A 19,766-nucleotide genomic window follows, 5' to 3' on the forward strand; every position below is an offset into this window, starting at 1 on the left:
TAGTTTGCAATCAATTAAGATTTAGCTAGTAATACTCATAAAAATAATAGTTGAGTGATATTCAAATATAGCTGGATGGATGAAGTAAGGAATGATAAAAATCAAGAGATAAGGCATATAGTATTATTCTTATATGACTTATATCAGAAGTTAGTCATTTTTTCTGGAAAAACAAACTTGTATTATTCACATAAAGCAAGCTCGATCTTAAATTTTAACTATGCTCGAAACGGAGCCATTAGAAACAGCAATATTTTTAGTAAAATATTGAATTATAAATGGGGCCTTAAAAATGAGAATACGAATGGTTTACTAGTTTTCAGGTCGGCTTACCTGAATCATCATTATCACTTTAAATAATCTGCCAGAAGGTAAAGTAACTGGTGTATAGCCAGCTCTAAGAAGCATTTTTTCTTTTGTTTTTTTTACAAAATGGGCATCGGTTTTAAAGGTCTCCCCTTTTAATAACTTTTTCCATTTTATATCATTAATTCTATCAGATCCATCGTTTGCAGCCAGCAATATACTTTCGTGTCTGCCATTTAGCTCTTCTATTGTGTAACCAAACAAATTGAGAAATAACTGATTACAGGAAATTATCTCTCCCTTTAAACCAATTTCTGCTGTGGCAATCGCCTGATTTATAGAGCTTATTGTACTCTGGCTCAGTGTTTTTTCATTCTCTAACTCATCTACTTTGTGGCTCAAAGATTCATTAAGATCATTTAGCTGTTTTATTCTCTCAACCATAGAAACTTCTTCTTCTGTAAAATTGCCAAACTTGCGTAATCTTTCTTGTAGTTTTTCAATTTTAGCTTGCTTTCTATCTAGGTTTTTATCTTGAATTTCTACTTCCTTTTTAAAAATCTTCAGCAGATCATTATTCTTATTTAAATCAACTTCTAGTTGAGAAACATGATCTTTAACTTCAGTGAGTTTTTTTAGCTCATCTATTGTCTCAATAGACTTCAGGTATTTTTCATTTAAGATGGAATATTGTTGATTAAGCTCAGATGTTTGCTTTTGCATTTTCTCTTCTTTCACTTGTAGCTCTGCATTCATCTTTCGAGACTCATCTAGTAACTTGGTGGTGTGCTCATTCATCTTATAGTTAGAAATAGCAGCAGCCAGTTTATCTCTCACCAATTTCACAAAAGTGACAAAATAGTCAGGCATTTTATTGAATGAAGCCAGTTCCATTACACCGAAGTTTTTATCGTCTAAATAGATTGGCACGAGCAATAAAGACCTTGGATTGGCAAAACCCAAACCAGATGTAATACTCACATAATTATCTGGAACTTCTTCCATATAGATAATGTCTTTTTCAGCCAAGCACTGACCTATTAAGCCTTCATCCGATTTTTGCTTTCTATCTACATATTTTTTCCTCTGGTAGGCATAGCTACTAAAAAGCTCTAAATGCTTTTCATCATGAGTTAGTAAAAAAATTGCTCCTTGTACACAAAGTGTATAGTCTGTAACAGCTTTTGTATATTGAAAAACCTTCTCAGTAAATGAATCATTATACTGTTCAGAAAGTATATCGCTCACTTTGGTAACTCCTATAGAAATCCAATTGCGTTTTTTATCTTCTTCTGTTACCTGCTTCAGTTTTTGCTGCATATCCAGTAGCGCATTACCTAATATATTAGACGTATTTAGTTTATCAGGAACAACTTCTAGGTTTCCGTCTCCTATACTTTTAGCAAACTCCGAAGCAGTTTCTACATTTTCAATAAAGACATTTACAGCTCCTTTCAGGTTTTTAATATCATCCAGTTCAAAATCTTCTAGCTTGCTATGATCTTTACTGATATACTTTTGTAAAGTATGTGTAATAAGCTTTATAGTCTTATAAATATCGCTGTGGATTTTTATAATTAGAAAGGCATTAATCATTAGCAAACATAGAATGCAGAAGAACATAAAAATATTTCTTTCCAACTGCTCTGTATCCAAATAGTTACTAAGTAATTTTTGTAAATTATTAGTTTCTAAACTTATGGTTTTAGAAAACTTAGATACCTGTGCTAAAAACTGATCTTCGGAGGTGTATTTACTGGTTTGTATATTGTCTTCAAAATTAGAAATACTCCTTTTGAGCTCACTTTCTTCTAATTTATAGATGTTGTACAGTTTTTCTACCTGCGCATTTACTTCTCTATTACTTATTTTAGGCACCTTTATCTTCTGCTTTTTTACTTTTATATATCCGCCGTCTTTTACATAATACAGATACTCTTCTAATAAAAGCAGTTCTTCTTTAATAGAATTTAGCAGCTCTGGCTTTTGCACATGATCGTATAAACCAGAGTACATCTCAATATTTTGGGTAGCTATTTCAATACTGTGGGTGTAACTTTTCCAAAATACAATCTGATCTGTATCTTGCTGAAATACAGTTAAAAAAATTAGGCTCGCAAATACTACATTGAGTATAATTACAGTAAAAATCTGAGCCTCTTTTAAATACCTTTTCTTGTTCAGTTTCAATCTCAGAAGAATCTAAAAAGTGATTGTGATGTTCTGCTAAAGTAACTTCATTAACATCTATTTATTCTCTACAGAGGTGTTTTTATGCTAAAAATGAAGTACTTGTACTACACTGTGCTTTATGTTATGAAAAAGGTATTTTACTAAAAGATGCTTCTCAATTAAAACTCAGGTTACGTTTACCTTTCTCACAATCTTAGAAAATACACCTGGTAAAAAGCGCTTAAGGTAAACACCCATTAATTCTTTTTTACCAGCGGGGTAAATCTCTCTTTTACCTTGTCTAATTGCATTAATTATTTGGGTTGCACAGTTTTCTGGAGACAAGCCTTTCGATTGTCCTTTATCCATCTTTTGTTGAGGACTTCCATCGGCAGTAAGTGCATTAAAAGAGATATTGGTTTTAATATACCCCGGACAAACAATTAATACCTTTACATTTTGCTGCCAAAGCTCAGCCCTAAGCGCATCAAAAAAACCATTTACTGCATGTTTGGAAGCAGAATAAACAGTTCTTACTGGAGTTCCATATTTGCCAACTACACTACTTACAGCCACTATTTGAGACTCTGGTTGTTTAACTAAATAAGGCAATGCAGCTCTTGTTAATGCCACAGTTCCCATAAAGTTAATCTCCATAATCTTTCTAAAAACTTCTGGCTTAGTATCTAAAAACTTCGATCTCTGGCTTACTCCTCCATTATTTATTAATACATCTAAGCTCCCAAACTTATCAATTACTTTTTTTGCTGTTACTTGCAGGCTTTCGTCATGTTCTAAATCTAAGGGAAGTATTAAACTGTTTTCATCATTAAGTCCAGCTTCGTTACGAACTTTTATCAAAGCCTCTTCTCTCCTAGCAGATAATACTATTTTAGCACCTCTTTTTGCCATGTCTTTTACCAATGCTTCACCAATACCAGAGGAGGCTCCGGTAATCCAAATCACTTTATCCTGAAAGTTTTTCATCAATAATTGTTTATAGAAAGGTTAAATTTTAAATCATTATTTAAATTGGCACTTAAATATAACTTTAATACAAAATAAGTTTAAATTTTTTGAACACATCAAATCCTGCCATAGCAGCCAAAAAAGCTTAATTTTTTTTTCTAAGAGCAGTAAAATTTTATGAGAAAGCATACTGAACTTACTATTAACAGAATTGCTAAATTCAGAAAAAAATTAAAGGAGAGTTACTACTCGGGAAATATTCCCATGAGTGCTTCTTATTTTAAAACAAAAGAACCATTCCCTTTTAAAGATGCCAAAGATGCGGTGTTCGAAAAGATTAACCCCGGTAAAAAATGGGGCTCACTTTACGATTGTGCTTGGTTTAGATTTAAGGGAGAAGTTCCAGAAGAATTTGCAGGATATGAAGTTGTCGCATTGATAGATGTTGGTGGAGAAGGATGCCTTTTCGATATAGATGGAAACCCGATACAAGGGCTTACCAACAAACGTATCGAGTGGACGATGAAAGAAACCATTATTAAAAAGAGAATTTATCTTTTTAGTGAAGCTCAGGGAGGAGAGAAAGTAGAATTAATGGTTGATGCAGGGGCAAACAACATTTTGGGAGTTGAAAATGTACTCACTTATGAGTCTATGGAAGATGGCGTTTTCAACCAAGCAGAACTCGTCATATTTGATAGAGAAAAATGGTCTTTCTATATAGAATACGACCTTTTAACCAACTTAATGGAAGATATTCCTCCTGCCTCAAGACACCATAAACTATTAGTTTTTGCACTTAATGAGTGTATCAATACTTATGGTAGTGGAACTAGCGAAGAAGTAGCAGCATGTCGTGAAATTCTTAAAAAAGAACTCGATAGAAAAGCCAATGCCTCTTCTATTGAAGCTTCTGCCATTGGGCATGCTCACATAGATATTGCATGGTTGTGGCCATTGAGAGAAACTGTACGTAAAGCGGCAAGAACTTTCTCTACCGCCCTACTTTTAATGAATGAATATCCAGATTATAAATTTGGAGCCAGTCAGCCGGTTTTATACCAAATGATGAAAGACACCTATCCGGGGCTTTATCAGCGAATTAAAGATGCCATAAAGAGAGGACAATGGGAATGCCAAGGTGCAATGTGGGTAGAAGCCGATTGTAACCTTTCGTCTGGAGAATCTCTTGTTAGACAAATTATTCATGGTAAAAAATTCTTTAAAGAAGAGTTTGATATAGAAGTAGACAACCTTTGGTTACCCGATGTATTTGGCTATAGTTCTGCCCTACCACAGTTGCTCATTAAATCGGATGTAAACTACTTCATGACACAAAAAATCTCATGGAATCAGTTTAATACTTTCCCTCACCATACATTTATCTGGAAAGGGATTGATGGCACTGAAATCTTCTCTCACTTCTTGGCTCCAAACAATTACAGATCAGATGTAAGCGCTCAGGATTTAAGAAACCTAGAGAGAAAAAACTTTGATACTGAACGCTCAGAATATGCTCTATTCCTTTATGGTGCAGGTGATGGTGGAGGTGGCCCAAGCAGAATTTACATTGAAAAACTCAAAAGAGCCGAAAGCTTAGAAGGTTTACCAAGAGTAAAAATGGAATTCGCATCAGAATACTTCAAAAAGGCGGCAGAAGAAAGTCGTGACTTACAAAAGTGGGATGGTGAATTATATTTGGAACTACACAGAGGCACATTAACTACCCATGCCCTCACGAAGAAACTCAATAGAAAAGTTGAGTTATTACTTCGTGAAGTAGAGATGTATTATGGTTTATATTATAATGATGAGTATCCTAAAGAAGCTTTAGACAGACTTTGGAAAGTATTGTTACTCAATCAATTTCATGATATTATTCCGGGAACATCTGTTACGCAAGTCCATTTGGAAAGTATTGAACAATATACCCAAACAAAAAATGAACTTGAAAGCTTAATTGCAAAAGCTGAAACCCATATTTCTGAAAAAGTTAATAATGAGCTTTTTGACAAAGGTTACTTATTAGTTAACTCTTTAAACTGGAATAGAAAAAGTATTGTAGAACTTCCATTTACAGATAAGTATCTTACAGATGTTGAAGGAAATATTTTACCACAGCAAGTAGTAGAAAAAGATAATAAAAAGACACTCCTTATAGAGTCTCACATACCTTCGTGCGGGCACACTATTATTGGAGAAAGTTCAGAAACGGAAGTATCTGTACCTCAAAACTTAATTTTTGTAACAGACCTCTCCATTGAAAACCCTTTAATTAAAGTAGTTTTTGATGAAGAAGATGGCAGAATTCTGAACATATATGATAAAGAAGCCCGACGAGATGTATTAGCAAATGGCGAAAAAGGAAATGCTTTTAAAATCTATAAAGATGAGCCGTTACTTTGGGATGCTTGGGATGTAGATATTTATTACGAAGAAGTTCCACCAGAAAGACCTACATTATCTGGAATTAAAATTCTCGAACAAGGCCCGTTAAGAGCGTCTATCCAGTTTGATTACGAAGATATGTTCTATGCAATTACTCAGATTGTGAGTATAGAAGCATTCTCTAAAAGGATAGATTTTAAAACAAAGATTAACTGGCAAGAAACTGACAAAATGCTCAGAGTAGAATTTCCGGTTAATATTCTTTCGAGACAAGCTACTTTCGATATTCAGTATGGATACGTGCAACGTACTACCCATTACAATACATCTTGGGATATGGCTCAGTTTGAAGTGGTAGCACACAAATGGGCAGATATTTCTCAATCTAATTATGGCGTTGCTTTGCTCAACGATTGCAAGTATGGCCATAAGATTAAAGGCAACACCATTAGTCTTAATTTACTGAGATCGCCTAAAAACCCTGATCCTTTGGCAGATATGCACATTCATGAGTTTACTTATTCATTATTCCCTCACTTAAATGACCATGTAAAAGGGAAAGTACCGCAAGAAGCATATGAATTGAACATTCCGACAAGAACAATTCCTATTAAAAAACAAAAAGGAATTATACCAGAGCATGTAGCTTATCTTGAAACCGACAGGTATAACATTATTATAGAATCTGTAAAACAAGCAGAATATACCGATGAGTTAGTTGTAAGACTTTACGAATCGTCTGGAGTTGACTGTTATGCGTATTTAAAAGTATCGTTTGATTACAGAGAAGTAAAACTGGTAAACATAATGGAAAGAGATTTAGACGAATTAGAAACTGATGGCAACATCATTAAGTTATTTTTCAAACCATTTGAAATACATACCATTAAATTCACTATGTAATTTTATATGTTGAAGCTTTTTAATTTTCCAATCAAATAAATCTAATATGAAGATTCAAAAATTAATTATTCTTCTCAATATGCTCCTAGTTAGTACAATTGCACTTTCGCAAAGTCCGGTTGGTAAATGGAAAACCATAGACGACGAAACAGGCGAAGAAAAGTCGGTTGTAGAGATTTATGAAAAAAACGGAAAAATTTATGGGAAAATAGACCAGATAATTGATCCTGAAGAAGAAGACCCTATATGCGACGAATGTCCAACTGATGATGACCGATACAAAAAGAAAGTAATCGGTATGGAGATTATCAGAGACTTGGAAAAAGACGGCAAAGAATGGGACGAAGGTACAGTATTAGACCCAGAAAAAGGGAAAATTTACGATTGCAAAATTTGGCTTGAAGACGAAAACACACTAAAACTCAGAGGTTATGTAGCTTTCTTTTATCGCACACAAACCTGGTATAGAGTAAAATAACATCATCTATCAACATAAAATAAATTCAGAGAATGAGTCAGAACAAAATTTTAGTAACGGGAGGATGCGGCTATATAGGCTCTCATACAATTATCCAGATTATCAGAAATACAGATTTCGAAGTAATCTCTGTAGATAATTGTCTTAATTCCTCAGAAGATACAATTTGTAGAATAGAAGAAATTACTGGTAAGCAAGTTAAAAACTACAATGTTGACTTGAGAGACCGCGAAAAAACTGCGGCCATATTTGAAGAAAACAAAGACATAACTGGTGTAATACATTTTGCTGCACTCAAAGCAGTGGGCGAATCAGTAGAAAAGCCGGGCTGGTATTACGACAACAACATTAACTCTTTGCTTAATATTCTTTGGTGTTGCGAGAAATATGATGTTAGCAATTTTATTTTCTCATCTAGTTGCTCATTGTATGGAAATGTGTCGCAACTTCCTGTAAATGAGGAAACTCCCCTAATGCCAACTGAATCACCTTACGCTCACACCAAAAAAATCGGAGAAGAAATTATCAAGAATATTATTCATGTAAATAATGTTCAAACGATTAGCTTACGCTACTTTAACCCAGTTGGCGGAGATTACACTGGTAAAAATGGAGAAAACCCAATTAGCCGCCCTAACAATTTAGTGCCATTTATCACACAAACTGCTGCTGGTATTTTACCAAAGCTTACTGTATTTGGCAATACTTATGACACTAGAGACGGCTCATGTATAAGAGACTACATCCACGTAACAGATATTTCTGATGCACACGTAAATGCTTTACAGTATTTATTAGATGGTAAAAACGAAAGCAATTACGAGGTTTTCAACTTGGGTACAGGTAATGGTGTAACTGTTTTAGAAGTGATTGAAGCCTTTGAAAGAGTAACTAAACAAAAACTAAATTACGAAATTGGCCCTGCCAGACCGGGAGATGTTGCGGCAATCTATTCTGATAGTTCCAAAGCTTTAGAGAAACTAGGCTGGAAAACCAAAATTGGTTTAGATGAGATGATGGATAGCGCATGGAAATGGCAGCTTACCCTCAACCAAGAAAAAGAAATGAAAAGTTAATTATAAAAAAGGCTGAGATATAAATCTCAGCCTTTTGCTTTTTTAAGTTTTATAGAATCACATCTGCCAAAACAGGTAAATGATCAGACGGATAATTATTCCCATAAGTGTTATTTAAAACCAAGTAGTTTTCAACCTTCATTTTATCAGAAACAAACACATAATCAATTCTGTTTTTTAGCGGCATTCCACCCAAAACAAAACCGCTGAAAGTACCATCTGGTCCTAAAACCATATCTGCAACATCTTTACTGTCTTCAATCATTTCATTCTCCTTCAGCAATTTAATTGGCTCAGTATCAGGAGTTAGGTTGAAATCACCAGTTAATACAAACTTGTTATCACCACACATTTTCTTAATTTTTTTAGCGATCAAAGCAGCACTTTCTACTCTAGCCACATCACCTCTGTGATCGAAGTGTGTATTGAAGAAAAAGAGGGTTTCACCTGTTTTTTTGTTTTCTAACTCTACCCAAGTACAAATACGAGGAAGTGCAGCATCCCAACTCTTACCCGGTTTTTCAGGATTTTTAGACAACCAAAACGTGCCTTTATCTTTCAGATCGAATATTTCTTTATTATAAAAGATTGGTGCATACTCACCAGCTTCTTTTCCATCGTCTCTACCTACGCCTACTCTTCCATATTCTGTTAAATTACTTTCTAAAAAATCGAGTTGTTCTTTTAAAACTTCTTGCATGCCAATTAATTCCGGCTTATAAAATTTCAAAAGCTTTAAAATTTCATGTTTCCTTAGCTCCCAGCCATGTCCTTTTTGTGCATCATCTGCACTGTTGTAGCGAATATTGTAGCTAATTACCCTCATGGTGTTGCTATCTTCTTTAGGCAAAAGAGTAAAACTGCTAAACAAAAGCAGTAGAGGTATTAATAAATAGGTTTTTACCATTATAGTTTTGAATATTAGTTGTTTAAAGTTTCTCTTTAAGTAACATGGCTTTTTTAAGGCCAATAATTTTAGATATATCTGTTACAGATGCATTCTTAATATTGTTGATAGATTTAAATTCTATCAATAATTTCTCTATAGTTCCTTTACCAATTCCGGGGATTTCTTCCAAAGCAGATGTAAGACTGCTATTACTTCTTTTTTGCCTGTGAAAAGTAATACCGAAACGGTGTGCTTCGTCTCTGGCTTTTTGCAATAATGCCAGCGAACTCGATTTTTTATTGATATGTAAAGGAATTGAATCTCCGGGAAAATAGATTTCTTCTAACCTTTTGGCAATACCTACAATCGGAATTTTGCCATATAAATCCAGATCTTTTAGCGCATTACAAGCAGAACTCAACTGGCCTTTACCGCCATCAATTACAATTAAATTGGGTAGTGGTTTTTCTTCTTCTTTTAGCCTTTTATATCTTCTATAAACCACTTCATACATAGAGGCAAAATCGTCTGGCCCTACCACTGTTTTGATGTTATAATGCCTGTATTCTTTTTTGGCTGGCTTACCATCAATAAAACAAACCATTGCAGAAACTGGGTTTGTTCCCTGTATGTTAGAGTTATCAAAACACTCGATATGGCGAGGTAAATCTTGCAGACTTAAATCTTCTTTTAGTTGAATAAGTGCATAATTTTTACTCTTACTTTTTTGTATTTCTATCTTGGCAGTATCTTTCTCTTTTTTAAAGTATAGCGCATTCTTTTTAGAGAGATCGACTAACTTTTTAAGATCGCCAATTTTAGGAACTGTAGCTTCCACCCCACCTAAATCTATGTCTAATGCCAGATTAGTTATAATTTTTGATGCTGCACTGTTAAATTTCTCTCTAAAATCTAGAATGGCAAAGGCTAAAATATCTTCATTAGATTCATCCAGTTTCTTTTTAATCTGGATGGTTTCTGTCTGAGTAATACAACCATTAGTTATTTTAATGAAGTTGACATAAGCGTTTTCATCATCAGCAATTATTGAATATGCTTCTAACTCGGGAATGTTCGGGTTTGTAACCAGTGATTTATTTTGGAAATTACTTACCAAATCAAACTTATTTTTCATCTCTGCTGCTTTTTCAAATTCCATTGTAGCAGCAGCTTCCTGCATATTTTCTTTATAATAGTGCTTTACAGGAGAAATATTCCCTTTTAAAATATTGATAACTTGCTGAATATCATTATCATAATCGCTTTCTTCTTGCAAACCTTCACAAGGGCCTTTACAGTTTTGAATATGGTATTCAAGACAAACCTTAAACTTGCCTTGTGCCACATTATCTTCACTCAACACATAAGAGCAAGTTCTAATATGATACAACTGCCTGATTAACTCAAGCAGGGTATTCATGGCTTTTACACTAGCATAAGGGCCAAAATAGGTGTGGCTTTTATTTTCAATATTGCGAGTAGAAAACACTCTTGGAAACCGCTCATTAGTTACACAGATATAAGGATATGTTTTATCATCTTTTAGAAGAATGTTATATTTAGGTTGGTTCTCTTTAATGAGATTATTTTCGAGTAGCAAAGCATCAAACTCTGAGTTTACTACCACATATTCAATATCTCTTATTTCACTTACCAACTTTTTAGTTTTTCGGTTTACAGCTGCATATTTATTAAAATAGCTGCTTACCCTGTTTTTTAATTGTTTCGCTTTCCCTATGTAAATAATAGTCCCTTCCTCATTTTTATATTTATAAATTCCTGGCTCATGAGGTAGTTGTGCTATTGTCTTTTCAAGTTTTTCCTGAACACGCTCTTTCATTATGCTTTCCCAAATTATTTTGAAGTCTCGATATTACATCAAAGTAATAATTAATATCAAAACCAGCTAAGTTCCAAGTGGTTTTACAATTCAGGCAAACAAGTTTAAAAACACAAACTTATTAAACCTGATGTTTTCTAAATATTAAGAAATTTTTAATAAAAAAAGCCACTTGTTCAAAAACAAGCAGCCTTTCTTTATATCTTCTACTTATGCGCTATTTACAAAAAGGTTATTTTATCATCACTTTTTTCACCCAGTAATTTTCCATATTTCTAAATCTAACTATGTAAATACCTGAGGTGAGCTTGTCTTGCAATTGGAACTCATACTGGTAGTCGTTTACATCAATTTCTGACTGATAAATTAACTTACCACTTAAACCAATAATCTCTAAACTACCAGATTCCATATATTCATCAAAATCTAACTGTAAGGCAGATTCGTCTACAGCTACCAACATACCTTCAGCAGATGAATTACGATTTTCGTAAAACTGCACCATTACATCTGTGTAATGGTAATTTCCATCTATATCTAGCTGCTTAATGCGATAATATTGTTTACCATATTTCGGGTTGGTATCCATAAAACTATAAATAGTTACCACATCTGAACTGCCAGCGGCAAACACTTCTCCTATTTTAGAGAAAGCATAGCCATCTATAGATTTCTCAATTTCATAAGAATAGCTATTTACTTCAGATGAAGTTGACCAAGATACTTTAACCTGTTCGTTTTTATAATCAGCAGAAGTATTATAACTGATGTATTTTACTGGCAATAAAGAAGAACAATCACATGTGGTTACAGAAGCATCAAAGGTTAAATCTTCAGTAGCATCAGGGTCAGAACTATTACAAATATCAAGGTTTTGTAATGCATTTGATTGATTCAAAACAATACTCCCATAAGTAATGCCTTCACAACTTCCACTAGAACCACTGCCGCTGATGTCACTACCACTATCAACTGTTAGCTTTCCAGATATTTGTAGACCTGCACCATTCAAATTTACATCGCTACCACTACTAGCGGTAAAATTTCCATTAACCACTACACCACCATCTAAACTAAAATCGCCACCATTATCTACAATCACGTCGCCATTAAATTCTACCGCCCCAAAAGTTGTATTATAATTATTAAATGTACCGCTACTATTTACAGTCATACCACCTGAAATTAGCATAGTGCCATAATTGTTTAATGTACCACTGTAAGAAAAACTACCTATTTCAAGCGAACCATAATTATTTACGGTTGAATTTGACTTATTTATATTCAAACTTCCCTTAAAAATAACATCTTCACCAATACATAAAATTGAGTTCGCATTATCTAAATTTATTGTGCCAGTAAACTCTCCAGAGCCTGTAATACAAAATGTTTCATTATTTCCGGGAGTGTAATTTCCAGCATCTGGCACTGTAACTGTTGCATTGCAAGTGCTACACTGAGAATAAATATTGTTGAATGCAAATAAAAAAATTGCTAATGAAAGTAATAAGCGTTTCATAAGTAGTTGCGTTGTTTTTTTGACATTATAACATCAAATCTTACACATAACTTTCATCTATTTATCTCTCTTAACAAATCATAGACGATTATTTATGTTTGTTTCCACAATAAATCGAAGAAAATATTACAAATCGAAGAAAATGTTATAATACTCTGTTATTTGCATAAAAATATTCTAATTAGTCCATTTCCTATTTTTATTAATCTCATTCTTTTTACGGAAGGCTTCTTCCAAATCAATGTTAAAATGATTTGCTAAATCAAGCAAGTAGTTAAATACATCTGCAAATTCTTCTTCCAACTCGAAGCCTGCTGCTTTACCTTCTTCTTGGTAAAGCTTTTCTGCATTTCTCATCGCTTTTGCTAATTCTCCTACTTCTTCCATAAAGAGTAAGAAAATCTCAAGATGGTTATTTTTATTCCATCCTTTCTCAATACATAATTGCTTTATATAATCTTGAAAGTCTTTAAGTTCTGGCTTTTCGGGTAATTGAGGCATATAAAAAAATTAAATGGTTGAGTTTCAATCAACCTAAGTAGAATAAAAAATTTTATCACTAAAAATCATACTGGTACAAGTATCTCATTTACAATATGAATGGATACTTAATTTATCAAAATTGTATAAATACAGGTCAAAATCAGGACAGTGATTTAGCTGCTATTCAGTAAATTTGTGTACACTTATTTTAGTATTACAAAAGATAAATTAAGCGATACTTGAATTTACTTATATTGAATTATGAATAAACTTACTCTGGCATTATTAGCATTACTCATTAACTTTTCGCTATATGCCCAAAATTATCAAACCACTTCACCAGACAAAAACATTACCTTAAAAATCGAAGCCGGTAATCTAATCCACTGGTCTGTTGAGCATAATGGCAAAGCCGTAATCGATAAAAGTGAAATTTCGATGACTGTGAATGATGAAGTGCTAGGTGAGCATGTAAAAGTTAGAAAGAAAACAGAAAACAGTATTGATGAAACTCTAACTCCAATTGTAGCTTTAAAAACATCAAGCATTAAAAACAATTACAATGAAATTACACTAAACTGTAAAGGAAATTATGCAGTTACTTTTCGAGTTTTTAACGATGGGGTTGCTTATCGTTTTAGTACTTCTTTTAAAAATGATATCACTGTTAATGCAGAAAAGCTCTTACTCAACTTTGCTGAAAACGGTACCAGCTTCTTTCCAGAAGAGGAAAGCTATATGTCGCACTTCGAAAGGTCTTATATTCCTTACAACCTAAAAGAAATTACAAATAAGCAATTTTGCTCGCTTCCAGTACTTACAAAACTAGACGATGGTGTTAGTGTACTTTTTACTGAAGCAGATTTGTACGATTACCCTAACTTGTTTTTTTATGGAACAGGAGGCACAAGTTTTAAAGCTAACTTCCCAAAAAAACCTAAAAAGATAAGTGTGCCAACAAGAGGGGCAGATAGGTCTGAAGTAATTGATGAAACTTACGATTACATTGCTGCCACTTCTGGCACTCGTACATTCCCTTGGAGAGTGTTGTGTATTAGAGATGATAAAACCCTATTAGAAAACAACCTTGTTTTCCAACTTTCTAGCGAGCTTAAGATTGAAGACCCTTCTTGGATAAAGCCCGGCAAAGTTGCTTGGGATTGGTACAATGCCAACAATATATATGGAGTCGATTTCGAATCGGGTATTAATACTGAAACCTATAAATATTATATAGATTTTGCTTCTGAATATGGCTTAGAGTATATTATTCTTGATGAAGGTTGGACAAAAACCACTACAGAAGTTTTAGCGACCAACCCTGATATAGATATTAAAGAACTAGTGAGCTATGGAAAATCTAAAAATGTAGACATTATACTTTGGTTACTATGGAAACCACTTGATAAAAACTTAGAGGAGATTCTAAAAACATATCATGAGTGGGGCATTAAAGGTATAAAAGTAGACTTTATGCAAAGGGCAGATCAAGATATGGTAAATTACTATGAACGAGTCGCTAAAACGGCTGCTAAGTATGAACTTTTAGTAGATTTCCATGGAGCTTATAAGCCAGCAGGATTACGAAGAGCCTACCCTAATGTAATTTCTTATGAAGGTGTAAAAGGTAATGAGAACAACAAATGGAGCCAAGATATTACTCCCGAACATAATGTAACCTTGCCTTTTATTAGAATGCAGGCTGGCCCAATGGATTTCACTCCCGGAGCTATGACTAACGTGCATTTAATTAACCACAAAATATCGCATTATCGCCCAGAAGCTTTAGGTACAAGAGCACATCAGGTAGCAATGTATGTGGTATTTGAAAGCCCTTTACAAATGCTTTGCGATGCTCCTTCTGCTTATTATAAAGAAAAAGAAACCACTGAATTTATTACTCAGATTCCTTCGGTTTGGGATGAAACTATTGCCCTACAAGCTCAGGCAGGTGACTATGTAGCCATTGCAAGAAGAAAAGGCGATAAATGGTATATCGGTGCGATGACAGACGACACTGCTAGAGAAATGGAAATTAGTTTTGACTTTTTAGGTGCAGGAAACTACAAAGCTGAAATAATACAAGATGGCGTAAATGCTGATAAGTATGCGCAAGATTATAAGAAAACCTCTCAGCAAATTAATAAAGACAGTAAACTTACTATTAAGCTTACTACCGGTGGTGGTTGGGCAGCCATTTTAACTAAAAAATAACAAAAAACCTGTTGCAGATAGCTTAATTCTGCAACAGGTAATTCTATTATTACAAGATGTTAGTCCACTTTAACTTTTTTAACCCAGTTGTTTTCAATATTGTTAAACTTAACGATATATATACCAGACGCTAATGATTTATCTGGTTGTAAAGAATAAGTATAATTATCAACTTCAATATTTTGTTGAAATACGATTTGTCCGCCCACACTAAATAATTCAAGCGTCCCCTCACCCACATTTTTATTGAAACTTAATTCAAGCGTACCCTCACTTACGGTAGCATACATTTCAGCACCTGCCACTTTATTTTCATAATGCTGCACCATTACATCTGTATATGCATAAGTTCCATCAATATCTATTTGTTTTATTCTATAGTAAGCTTTGCCATATGTCGGGTTGGTATCATTAAAGCCATAGTAAACAATATTTTGAGAATCACCCATTGCGCTCACTTCTCCTAACTTATAAAAGTTGTATCCATCAGTAGATTTCTCAATCTCGAAATAAGCACTATTTGTTTCTGATGAAGTCGTCCAAGAAACTTTTACCAGTTCGTTTTCATAATCAGCAGTGGTAGTATAACCAATAAACTCAACAGGTAATAAAGAGGAACAGTTACAGGTTGTTACACTTGCATCAAAAGTTTCATCACTTGTAGTTGCATCTGGATCTGAAGAGTTACATACATCTAAATCTGTAAGAGTGTTTGAATGTGTTATACTTATGCTTCCATAAGATATTCCTTCACAGCTACCACCCGAAGAACCTGCCCCGGATATTACTGCATTCGACGCATTAGTATTAATATATAATTGACCTTCAACAATAACTCCTCCACCATTCAATGTCATAAACCCTCCAGTAACAGATAAATTTCCTCCTATTTCAGCATCACCAGACAAATTAATATCAGTATTATTGTTTGTCATCTCAAGATTACCACCTATAATTAAAGCATCATCACCAGTATATGTACTTGTAAAATCGCCTCCAGAAGCTGTGACATTCCCAGTTATTTCAACTCCTCCGTCAGTATCAAATGTTGAATTTGAATAAAAATTAACATTCCCATCAATATAAATTGCATTACCATCAGTATTGTAATTATTAAAATCTCCACTTGAAGTAAAATCATGTGAAGAAAATGTACCATAATTATCTATAGTAGAACCTGAGTATAGACTAGTATTCCCCATATCCATACTACCATTGTTAGTTAAAATTGCACTGCTTCCTATTGTAAAACTAGAGGTAAAACCAGAAGTAATTGATCCATCATTGGTGACGGTCGCATTGGAACCTATAGTAAAACTAGTACTTGCCGTTACTGTACCTTCATTAATTAAAGTTGCACTAGAGTTCACAGTAAAACTTGATGTTGAAGTAATGGTACCTCTATTTGTTAAGCTTCCACTTGATCCAACAGTAAATCCAGAAGATGTAATTGTTCCCTCATTTATAAATGTAGCTGAAGAAGAAAACCACCCTAAGCTCATATCTCCGTAATTGGTAATTGTAGAAGCATCGTTCGCTCCTATACTTCCCTGAAAATCAATATTTTCTCCTATACATACTGCATCATTTGAGTTCCATAGACTTATACTACCTGTATAAGTACCACTGCCAGTTATACATATCTTATAACCGTCACTAGAAGATGAATGAGATGTAGAATTAGTCCCCGAAACAGTAATTGTATAATCACAAGAACTACACTGTGAATAAACATTTACTACCGAAAAATATAATAAGGCAAGTAATGATAATACTACTTTTTGCATTTTATAATTGGTATTTTATTATATCAGTAATTTTGATGCGCTTTTTCAAAAGTTCAACGTAGCTTTTTACAATTTCTGTAAATTTATAAGCCTTGTATTAAGTTTTATTATCCCTTCATTTTCATTAAAAACTCAGGTACAAAACAACCAAATCACTAAATAATCATATATTATACCATTATTACATATAAAAATATCAATATATTACCATTACCATATTCTTATCATTTCATTCATGTAAGAATTTTAATAAAAACAAATTAAGACCCACAACTCTATTTGGATTTAAATACTTATTTTACAAAAAAATCCAAGAATAGTATAAAAATGTACAAGATTACCCTATTACTACTTTTAGCTTTACTCACTCAATGTAATTCAAAAAAAACTCAGGTTGACCTTGTTTTAAGTGGAGGTAATGTCTACGATGGTATTGCAGAAGATGCAACAGTTAAAGACATTGTTATTCAAGGTGATAGCATTATAGCAATTACATCTGATTGGCAAGAAAAATACAGTTGTGGCAATGTAATTAATTTACAAGGCTATACAGTTAGTCCTGGCTTTATTGATCCACATACTCACGCTTTTGACGATCTGTCTTCCACTACCAACAATGCCAATCTTAATTTTCTTAAACAAGGAGTAACTACTGTAATCACCGGAAACGATGGTGGCGGCCCAGTAAAAGTTGCTGAAACATTTGCCAAATGGCAAGATCAAGGCATTGGAATAAATGCAGGTTTGCTAGTTGGACATGGCACAGTGAGAAAACTTGCTATGGGTTTGAGAGACGAAAAACCAACTGAAGAAGCCCTAAACACCATGAAAATGTTTGTGAAGCAGGCAATGGAAGAAGGAGCTTTAGGTCTATCAAGTGGTTTGTATTACTCTCCCGGAAGCTTTGCCCAAACCGAAGAAGTAATAGAGCTTGCTAAAGTAGCTTCGGCTTACAATGGCATATACGATACCCATATGCGCGACGAAAGCTCATATAACATTGGATTAAAAGCAGCAGTTGAAGAAGCTGTAGAAATCGCTGTTAAAGGAAACATTCCACTCCAAATTTCACACATTAAGTGTTTAGGAACTGATGTTTGGAATACCAGTTCAGACTTAATCAATTACATTGATAGTTGCAGAAATGCTGGTGTAAATATTACAGCCAATCAATATCCTTATAATGCATCAGGAACCAATGTAATCTCAGCAATTTTCCCAAGATGGTCGCAAGCGGGTGGTCCAGATGCTTTTCTTCAACGCATACACGATCCAGCTCAAAGGCCAAAAATATATAAAGAGATAACAGAGAACATCCGTAAGAGAGGCGGTGCATCTTCGCTACTGATTACGAGATATAAAGATGCTAGTCTGGTAAAACACAATTTGCAAGAAGTAGCAGACATCTGGCAACTTACACCAGAAGAAGCCGCTTTTAGAATTGCAGAAAATGGCAATGCAAGATTGGCTTCATTTAATATGATTGAAGAAGACATTACCAATTTTATGAAACAAGATTGGGTGGTTACTGGCTCAGATGGCTCAACTGGTCACCCAAGAAAATTTGGCACTTTCCCGAGGAAAATGCAGAAATATATAATGGACGAAAAAGTAATGAGCATGGGTGAATTTATAAATAAATCTTCGGCTAAAACTGCTAAAATTTTTGGAATTACTGATAGAGGAAAATTAGCAAAAGGTTATAAGGCCGACATCATCGTATTTAAACCAGAAGAAGTAGCTGAAAAGGCAACATTTCAAGAACCTGAATTATATGCAGAAGGCATTCAGTACCTTATTATCAATGGAAAAATAGCTATTAAAGAAGGTGAATATACTGGTATTTTAGCAGGAGAAACTATTAAAAAGCAAGTTGCACTGGTAAACTAATATTACTCTGCAGCCTTGTTTATAATTTTGCCATATTTCTTTTCAAGCATATTATAGAAAGAAACTCTGTCTTTACCGTACCTGAGTTCTTCTTCGTAATTCTGCCAAATGTTATATAAGGATTGGTACTTACCTTGGTTTTCGGTAAGCCGATTTCCATTCTTTCTGTATTCTTTAAGGGCAGTCTCAATTTGTTTATCTACATCTTTTAGTTGATTATAAACATCAACTGGTTGAATGAGTTTTTTCTCCTTAAAAAGATGCTTAAAATATAATGAAACCTCTGCTAGACTTTTACTCCATTCAATCGCCTTATCTATCTCCAATTTAGATTGCACTACAATTCTATCGTAATGATATAATTCACTAAGTGGAACAATGTCATTTAAAACTAGTGCAAAGTCCATCCCCTTGGTTCTAAGACTAATATATACATCTCCTGTTACTTGATTGCCCGCTTGATTTAAAATTTCTTGCGTATTCATTCTTACATAAGATGTAAGCGAAGATTTATCTATCAATTTTCTTAAGCTATCTAACCTGCTTTGGGCATACTCATATTCTTTGAGGGCAAACTGATAGGCAGCTTTCTTATTCAGGTATTCCTGATTTTCAGAAAGGTATGAGTGGTACTTTCCAGATAATATACCTTGATAAGATATATTCTGTAAATTTTCGGAAACTGTTTGCCCGAAAACATGAAAGCTAAAAATGACAAATAATATAAATGGAAACAGGCTTCTCATAGTTTCAGTGTTTATACCATATTAATTGGTTAATGTAAATGAGCCCGAATTTTGTGCAAAACTAATATTTTATTGTTACAAAAATAAAAGCTTTCTACTCTAAATA

13 protein-coding genes are annotated in these 19,766 nt (G+C 33.8%); 5 read left to right on the forward strand and 8 right to left on the reverse strand.

What is annotated here, in order from left to right; all coding sequences use genetic code 11:
- Nucleotides 1-312: 312 nt before the first annotated feature.
- Together OQ292_RS01880 and OQ292_RS01885 are read right to left on the reverse strand one after the other, a co-directional pair.
- Nucleotides 313-2,496, reverse strand: a complete 2,184-nt coding sequence (locus tag OQ292_RS01880; protein WP_284684351.1) for a GAF domain-containing protein — start codon at nucleotides 2,494-2,496, stop codon at nucleotides 313-315.
- Nucleotides 2,497-2,664: 168 nt separating this feature from the next.
- Nucleotides 2,665-3,465, reverse strand: a complete 801-nt coding sequence (locus tag OQ292_RS01885) for an SDR family oxidoreductase (RefSeq protein ID WP_284684352.1) — start codon at nucleotides 3,463-3,465, stop codon at nucleotides 2,665-2,667.
- 159 nt (nucleotides 3,466-3,624) lie between these two features.
- On the opposite strand from OQ292_RS01885, the gene OQ292_RS01890 reads away from it, so the two are divergent.
- Genes OQ292_RS01890 through galE form a run of 3 tightly spaced genes read left to right on the forward strand, consistent with a single transcriptional unit; the run spans nucleotide 3,625 to nucleotide 8,292 of the window.
- Nucleotides 3,625-6,738 (forward strand): alpha-mannosidase, encoded by a 3,114-nt coding sequence (locus OQ292_RS01890; RefSeq protein WP_284684353.1) that lies wholly within the window; start codon nucleotides 3,625-3,627, stop codon nucleotides 6,736-6,738.
- 46 nt (nucleotides 6,739-6,784) lie between these two features.
- The gene (locus tag OQ292_RS01895; protein WP_284684354.1) at nucleotides 6,785-7,216 is read left to right on the forward strand and encodes a DUF2147 domain-containing protein; all 432 of its coding nucleotides are present in this window, start codon (nucleotides 6,785-6,787) and stop codon (nucleotides 7,214-7,216) included.
- A gap of 32 nt (nucleotides 7,217-7,248) precedes the next feature.
- A complete protein-coding gene (gene galE / locus OQ292_RS01900) occupies nucleotides 7,249-8,292 on the forward strand; it encodes a UDP-glucose 4-epimerase GalE (protein WP_284684355.1) in 1,044 nt (347 codons plus the stop codon).
- Between the two features lie 49 nt (nucleotides 8,293-8,341).
- Here the strand turns inward: galE and OQ292_RS01905 are convergent, their stop codons facing one another.
- From OQ292_RS01905 to OQ292_RS01920, 4 genes are all read right to left on the reverse strand, one after another.
- Complete coding sequence (locus tag OQ292_RS01905; RefSeq protein WP_284684356.1) at nucleotides 8,342-9,142, reverse strand: endonuclease/exonuclease/phosphatase family protein; 801 nt, start codon at nucleotides 9,140-9,142, stop codon at nucleotides 8,342-8,344.
- A 79-nt stretch (nucleotides 9,143-9,221) separates the two neighbouring features.
- Complete coding sequence (uvrC, locus tag OQ292_RS01910) at nucleotides 9,222-11,021, reverse strand: excinuclease ABC subunit UvrC (protein WP_284684357.1); 1,800 nt, start codon at nucleotides 11,019-11,021, stop codon at nucleotides 9,222-9,224.
- Between the two features lie 232 nt (nucleotides 11,022-11,253).
- Entirely contained in the window at nucleotides 11,254-12,540 is a 1,287-nt protein-coding gene (locus OQ292_RS01915) for a T9SS type A sorting domain-containing protein (RefSeq protein WP_284684358.1), read from the reverse strand.
- 177 nt (nucleotides 12,541-12,717) lie between these two features.
- Nucleotides 12,718-13,041, reverse strand: a complete 324-nt coding sequence (locus OQ292_RS01920; RefSeq protein WP_284684359.1) for a MazG nucleotide pyrophosphohydrolase domain-containing protein — start codon at nucleotides 13,039-13,041, stop codon at nucleotides 12,718-12,720.
- Nucleotides 13,042-13,284: 243 nt separating this feature from the next.
- Between OQ292_RS01920 and OQ292_RS01925 the strand changes: the two genes are divergently transcribed.
- The gene (locus OQ292_RS01925) at nucleotides 13,285-15,237 is read left to right on the forward strand and encodes a glycoside hydrolase family 97 protein (protein ID WP_284684360.1); all 1,953 of its coding nucleotides are present in this window, start codon (nucleotides 13,285-13,287) and stop codon (nucleotides 15,235-15,237) included.
- Between the two features lie 59 nt (nucleotides 15,238-15,296).
- On the opposite strand, the gene OQ292_RS01930 is transcribed toward OQ292_RS01925, so the two are convergent.
- The gene (locus OQ292_RS01930; protein ID WP_284684361.1) at nucleotides 15,297-17,024 is read right to left on the reverse strand and encodes a T9SS type A sorting domain-containing protein; all 1,728 of its coding nucleotides are present in this window, start codon (nucleotides 17,022-17,024) and stop codon (nucleotides 15,297-15,299) included.
- 327 nt (nucleotides 17,025-17,351) lie between these two features.
- On the opposite strand from OQ292_RS01930, the gene OQ292_RS01935 reads away from it, so the two are divergent.
- A complete protein-coding gene (locus OQ292_RS01935; protein ID WP_284684362.1) occupies nucleotides 17,352-18,914 on the forward strand; it encodes an N-acyl-D-amino-acid deacylase family protein in 1,563 nt (520 codons plus the stop codon).
- A 2-nt stretch (nucleotides 18,915-18,916) separates the two neighbouring features.
- Here OQ292_RS01935 and OQ292_RS01940 read toward each other — a convergent pair whose 3' ends face one another.
- Entirely contained in the window at nucleotides 18,917-19,660 is a 744-nt protein-coding gene (locus OQ292_RS01940) for a hypothetical protein (RefSeq protein WP_284684363.1), read from the reverse strand.
- Between the last annotated feature and the right edge of the window lie 106 nt (nucleotides 19,661-19,766).

The sequence above is a fragment of the Chondrinema litorale genome (genome assembly GCF_026250525.1).
Taxonomy (GTDB): domain Bacteria; phylum Bacteroidota; class Bacteroidia; order Cytophagales; family Flammeovirgaceae; genus Chondrinema; species Chondrinema litorale.

Excerpts from the sequence above, each read along its gene's own strand:
- OQ292_RS01885 (WP_284684352.1), bottom strand. The coding sequence starts at position 3,465 with ATGAAAAACTTTCAGGATAAAGTGATTTGGATTACCGGAGCCTCCTCT.
- OQ292_RS01890 (WP_284684353.1), top strand. The coding sequence starts at position 3,625 with ATGAGAAAGCATACTGAACTTACTATTAACAGAATTGCTAAATTCAGA.
- OQ292_RS01895 (WP_284684354.1), top strand. The coding sequence starts at position 6,785 with ATGAAGATTCAAAAATTAATTATTCTTCTCAATATGCTCCTAGTTAGT.
- galE (WP_284684355.1), top strand. The coding sequence starts at position 7,249 with ATGAGTCAGAACAAAATTTTAGTAACGGGAGGATGCGGCTATATAGGC.
- uvrC (WP_284684357.1), bottom strand. The coding sequence starts at position 11,021 with ATGAAAGAGCGTGTTCAGGAAAAACTTGAAAAGACAATAGCACAACTA.
- OQ292_RS01915 (WP_284684358.1), bottom strand. The coding sequence starts at position 12,540 with ATGAAACGCTTATTACTTTCATTAGCAATTTTTTTATTTGCATTCAAC.
- OQ292_RS01920 (WP_284684359.1), bottom strand. The coding sequence starts at position 13,041 with ATGCCTCAATTACCCGAAAAGCCAGAACTTAAAGACTTTCAAGATTAT.
- OQ292_RS01925 (WP_284684360.1), top strand. The coding sequence starts at position 13,285 with ATGAATAAACTTACTCTGGCATTATTAGCATTACTCATTAACTTTTCG.
- OQ292_RS01930 (WP_284684361.1), bottom strand. The coding sequence starts at position 17,024 with ATGCAAAAAGTAGTATTATCATTACTTGCCTTATTATATTTTTCGGTA.
- OQ292_RS01935 (WP_284684362.1), top strand. The coding sequence starts at position 17,352 with ATGTACAAGATTACCCTATTACTACTTTTAGCTTTACTCACTCAATGT.
- OQ292_RS01940 (WP_284684363.1), bottom strand. The coding sequence starts at position 19,660 with ATGAGAAGCCTGTTTCCATTTATATTATTTGTCATTTTTAGCTTTCAT.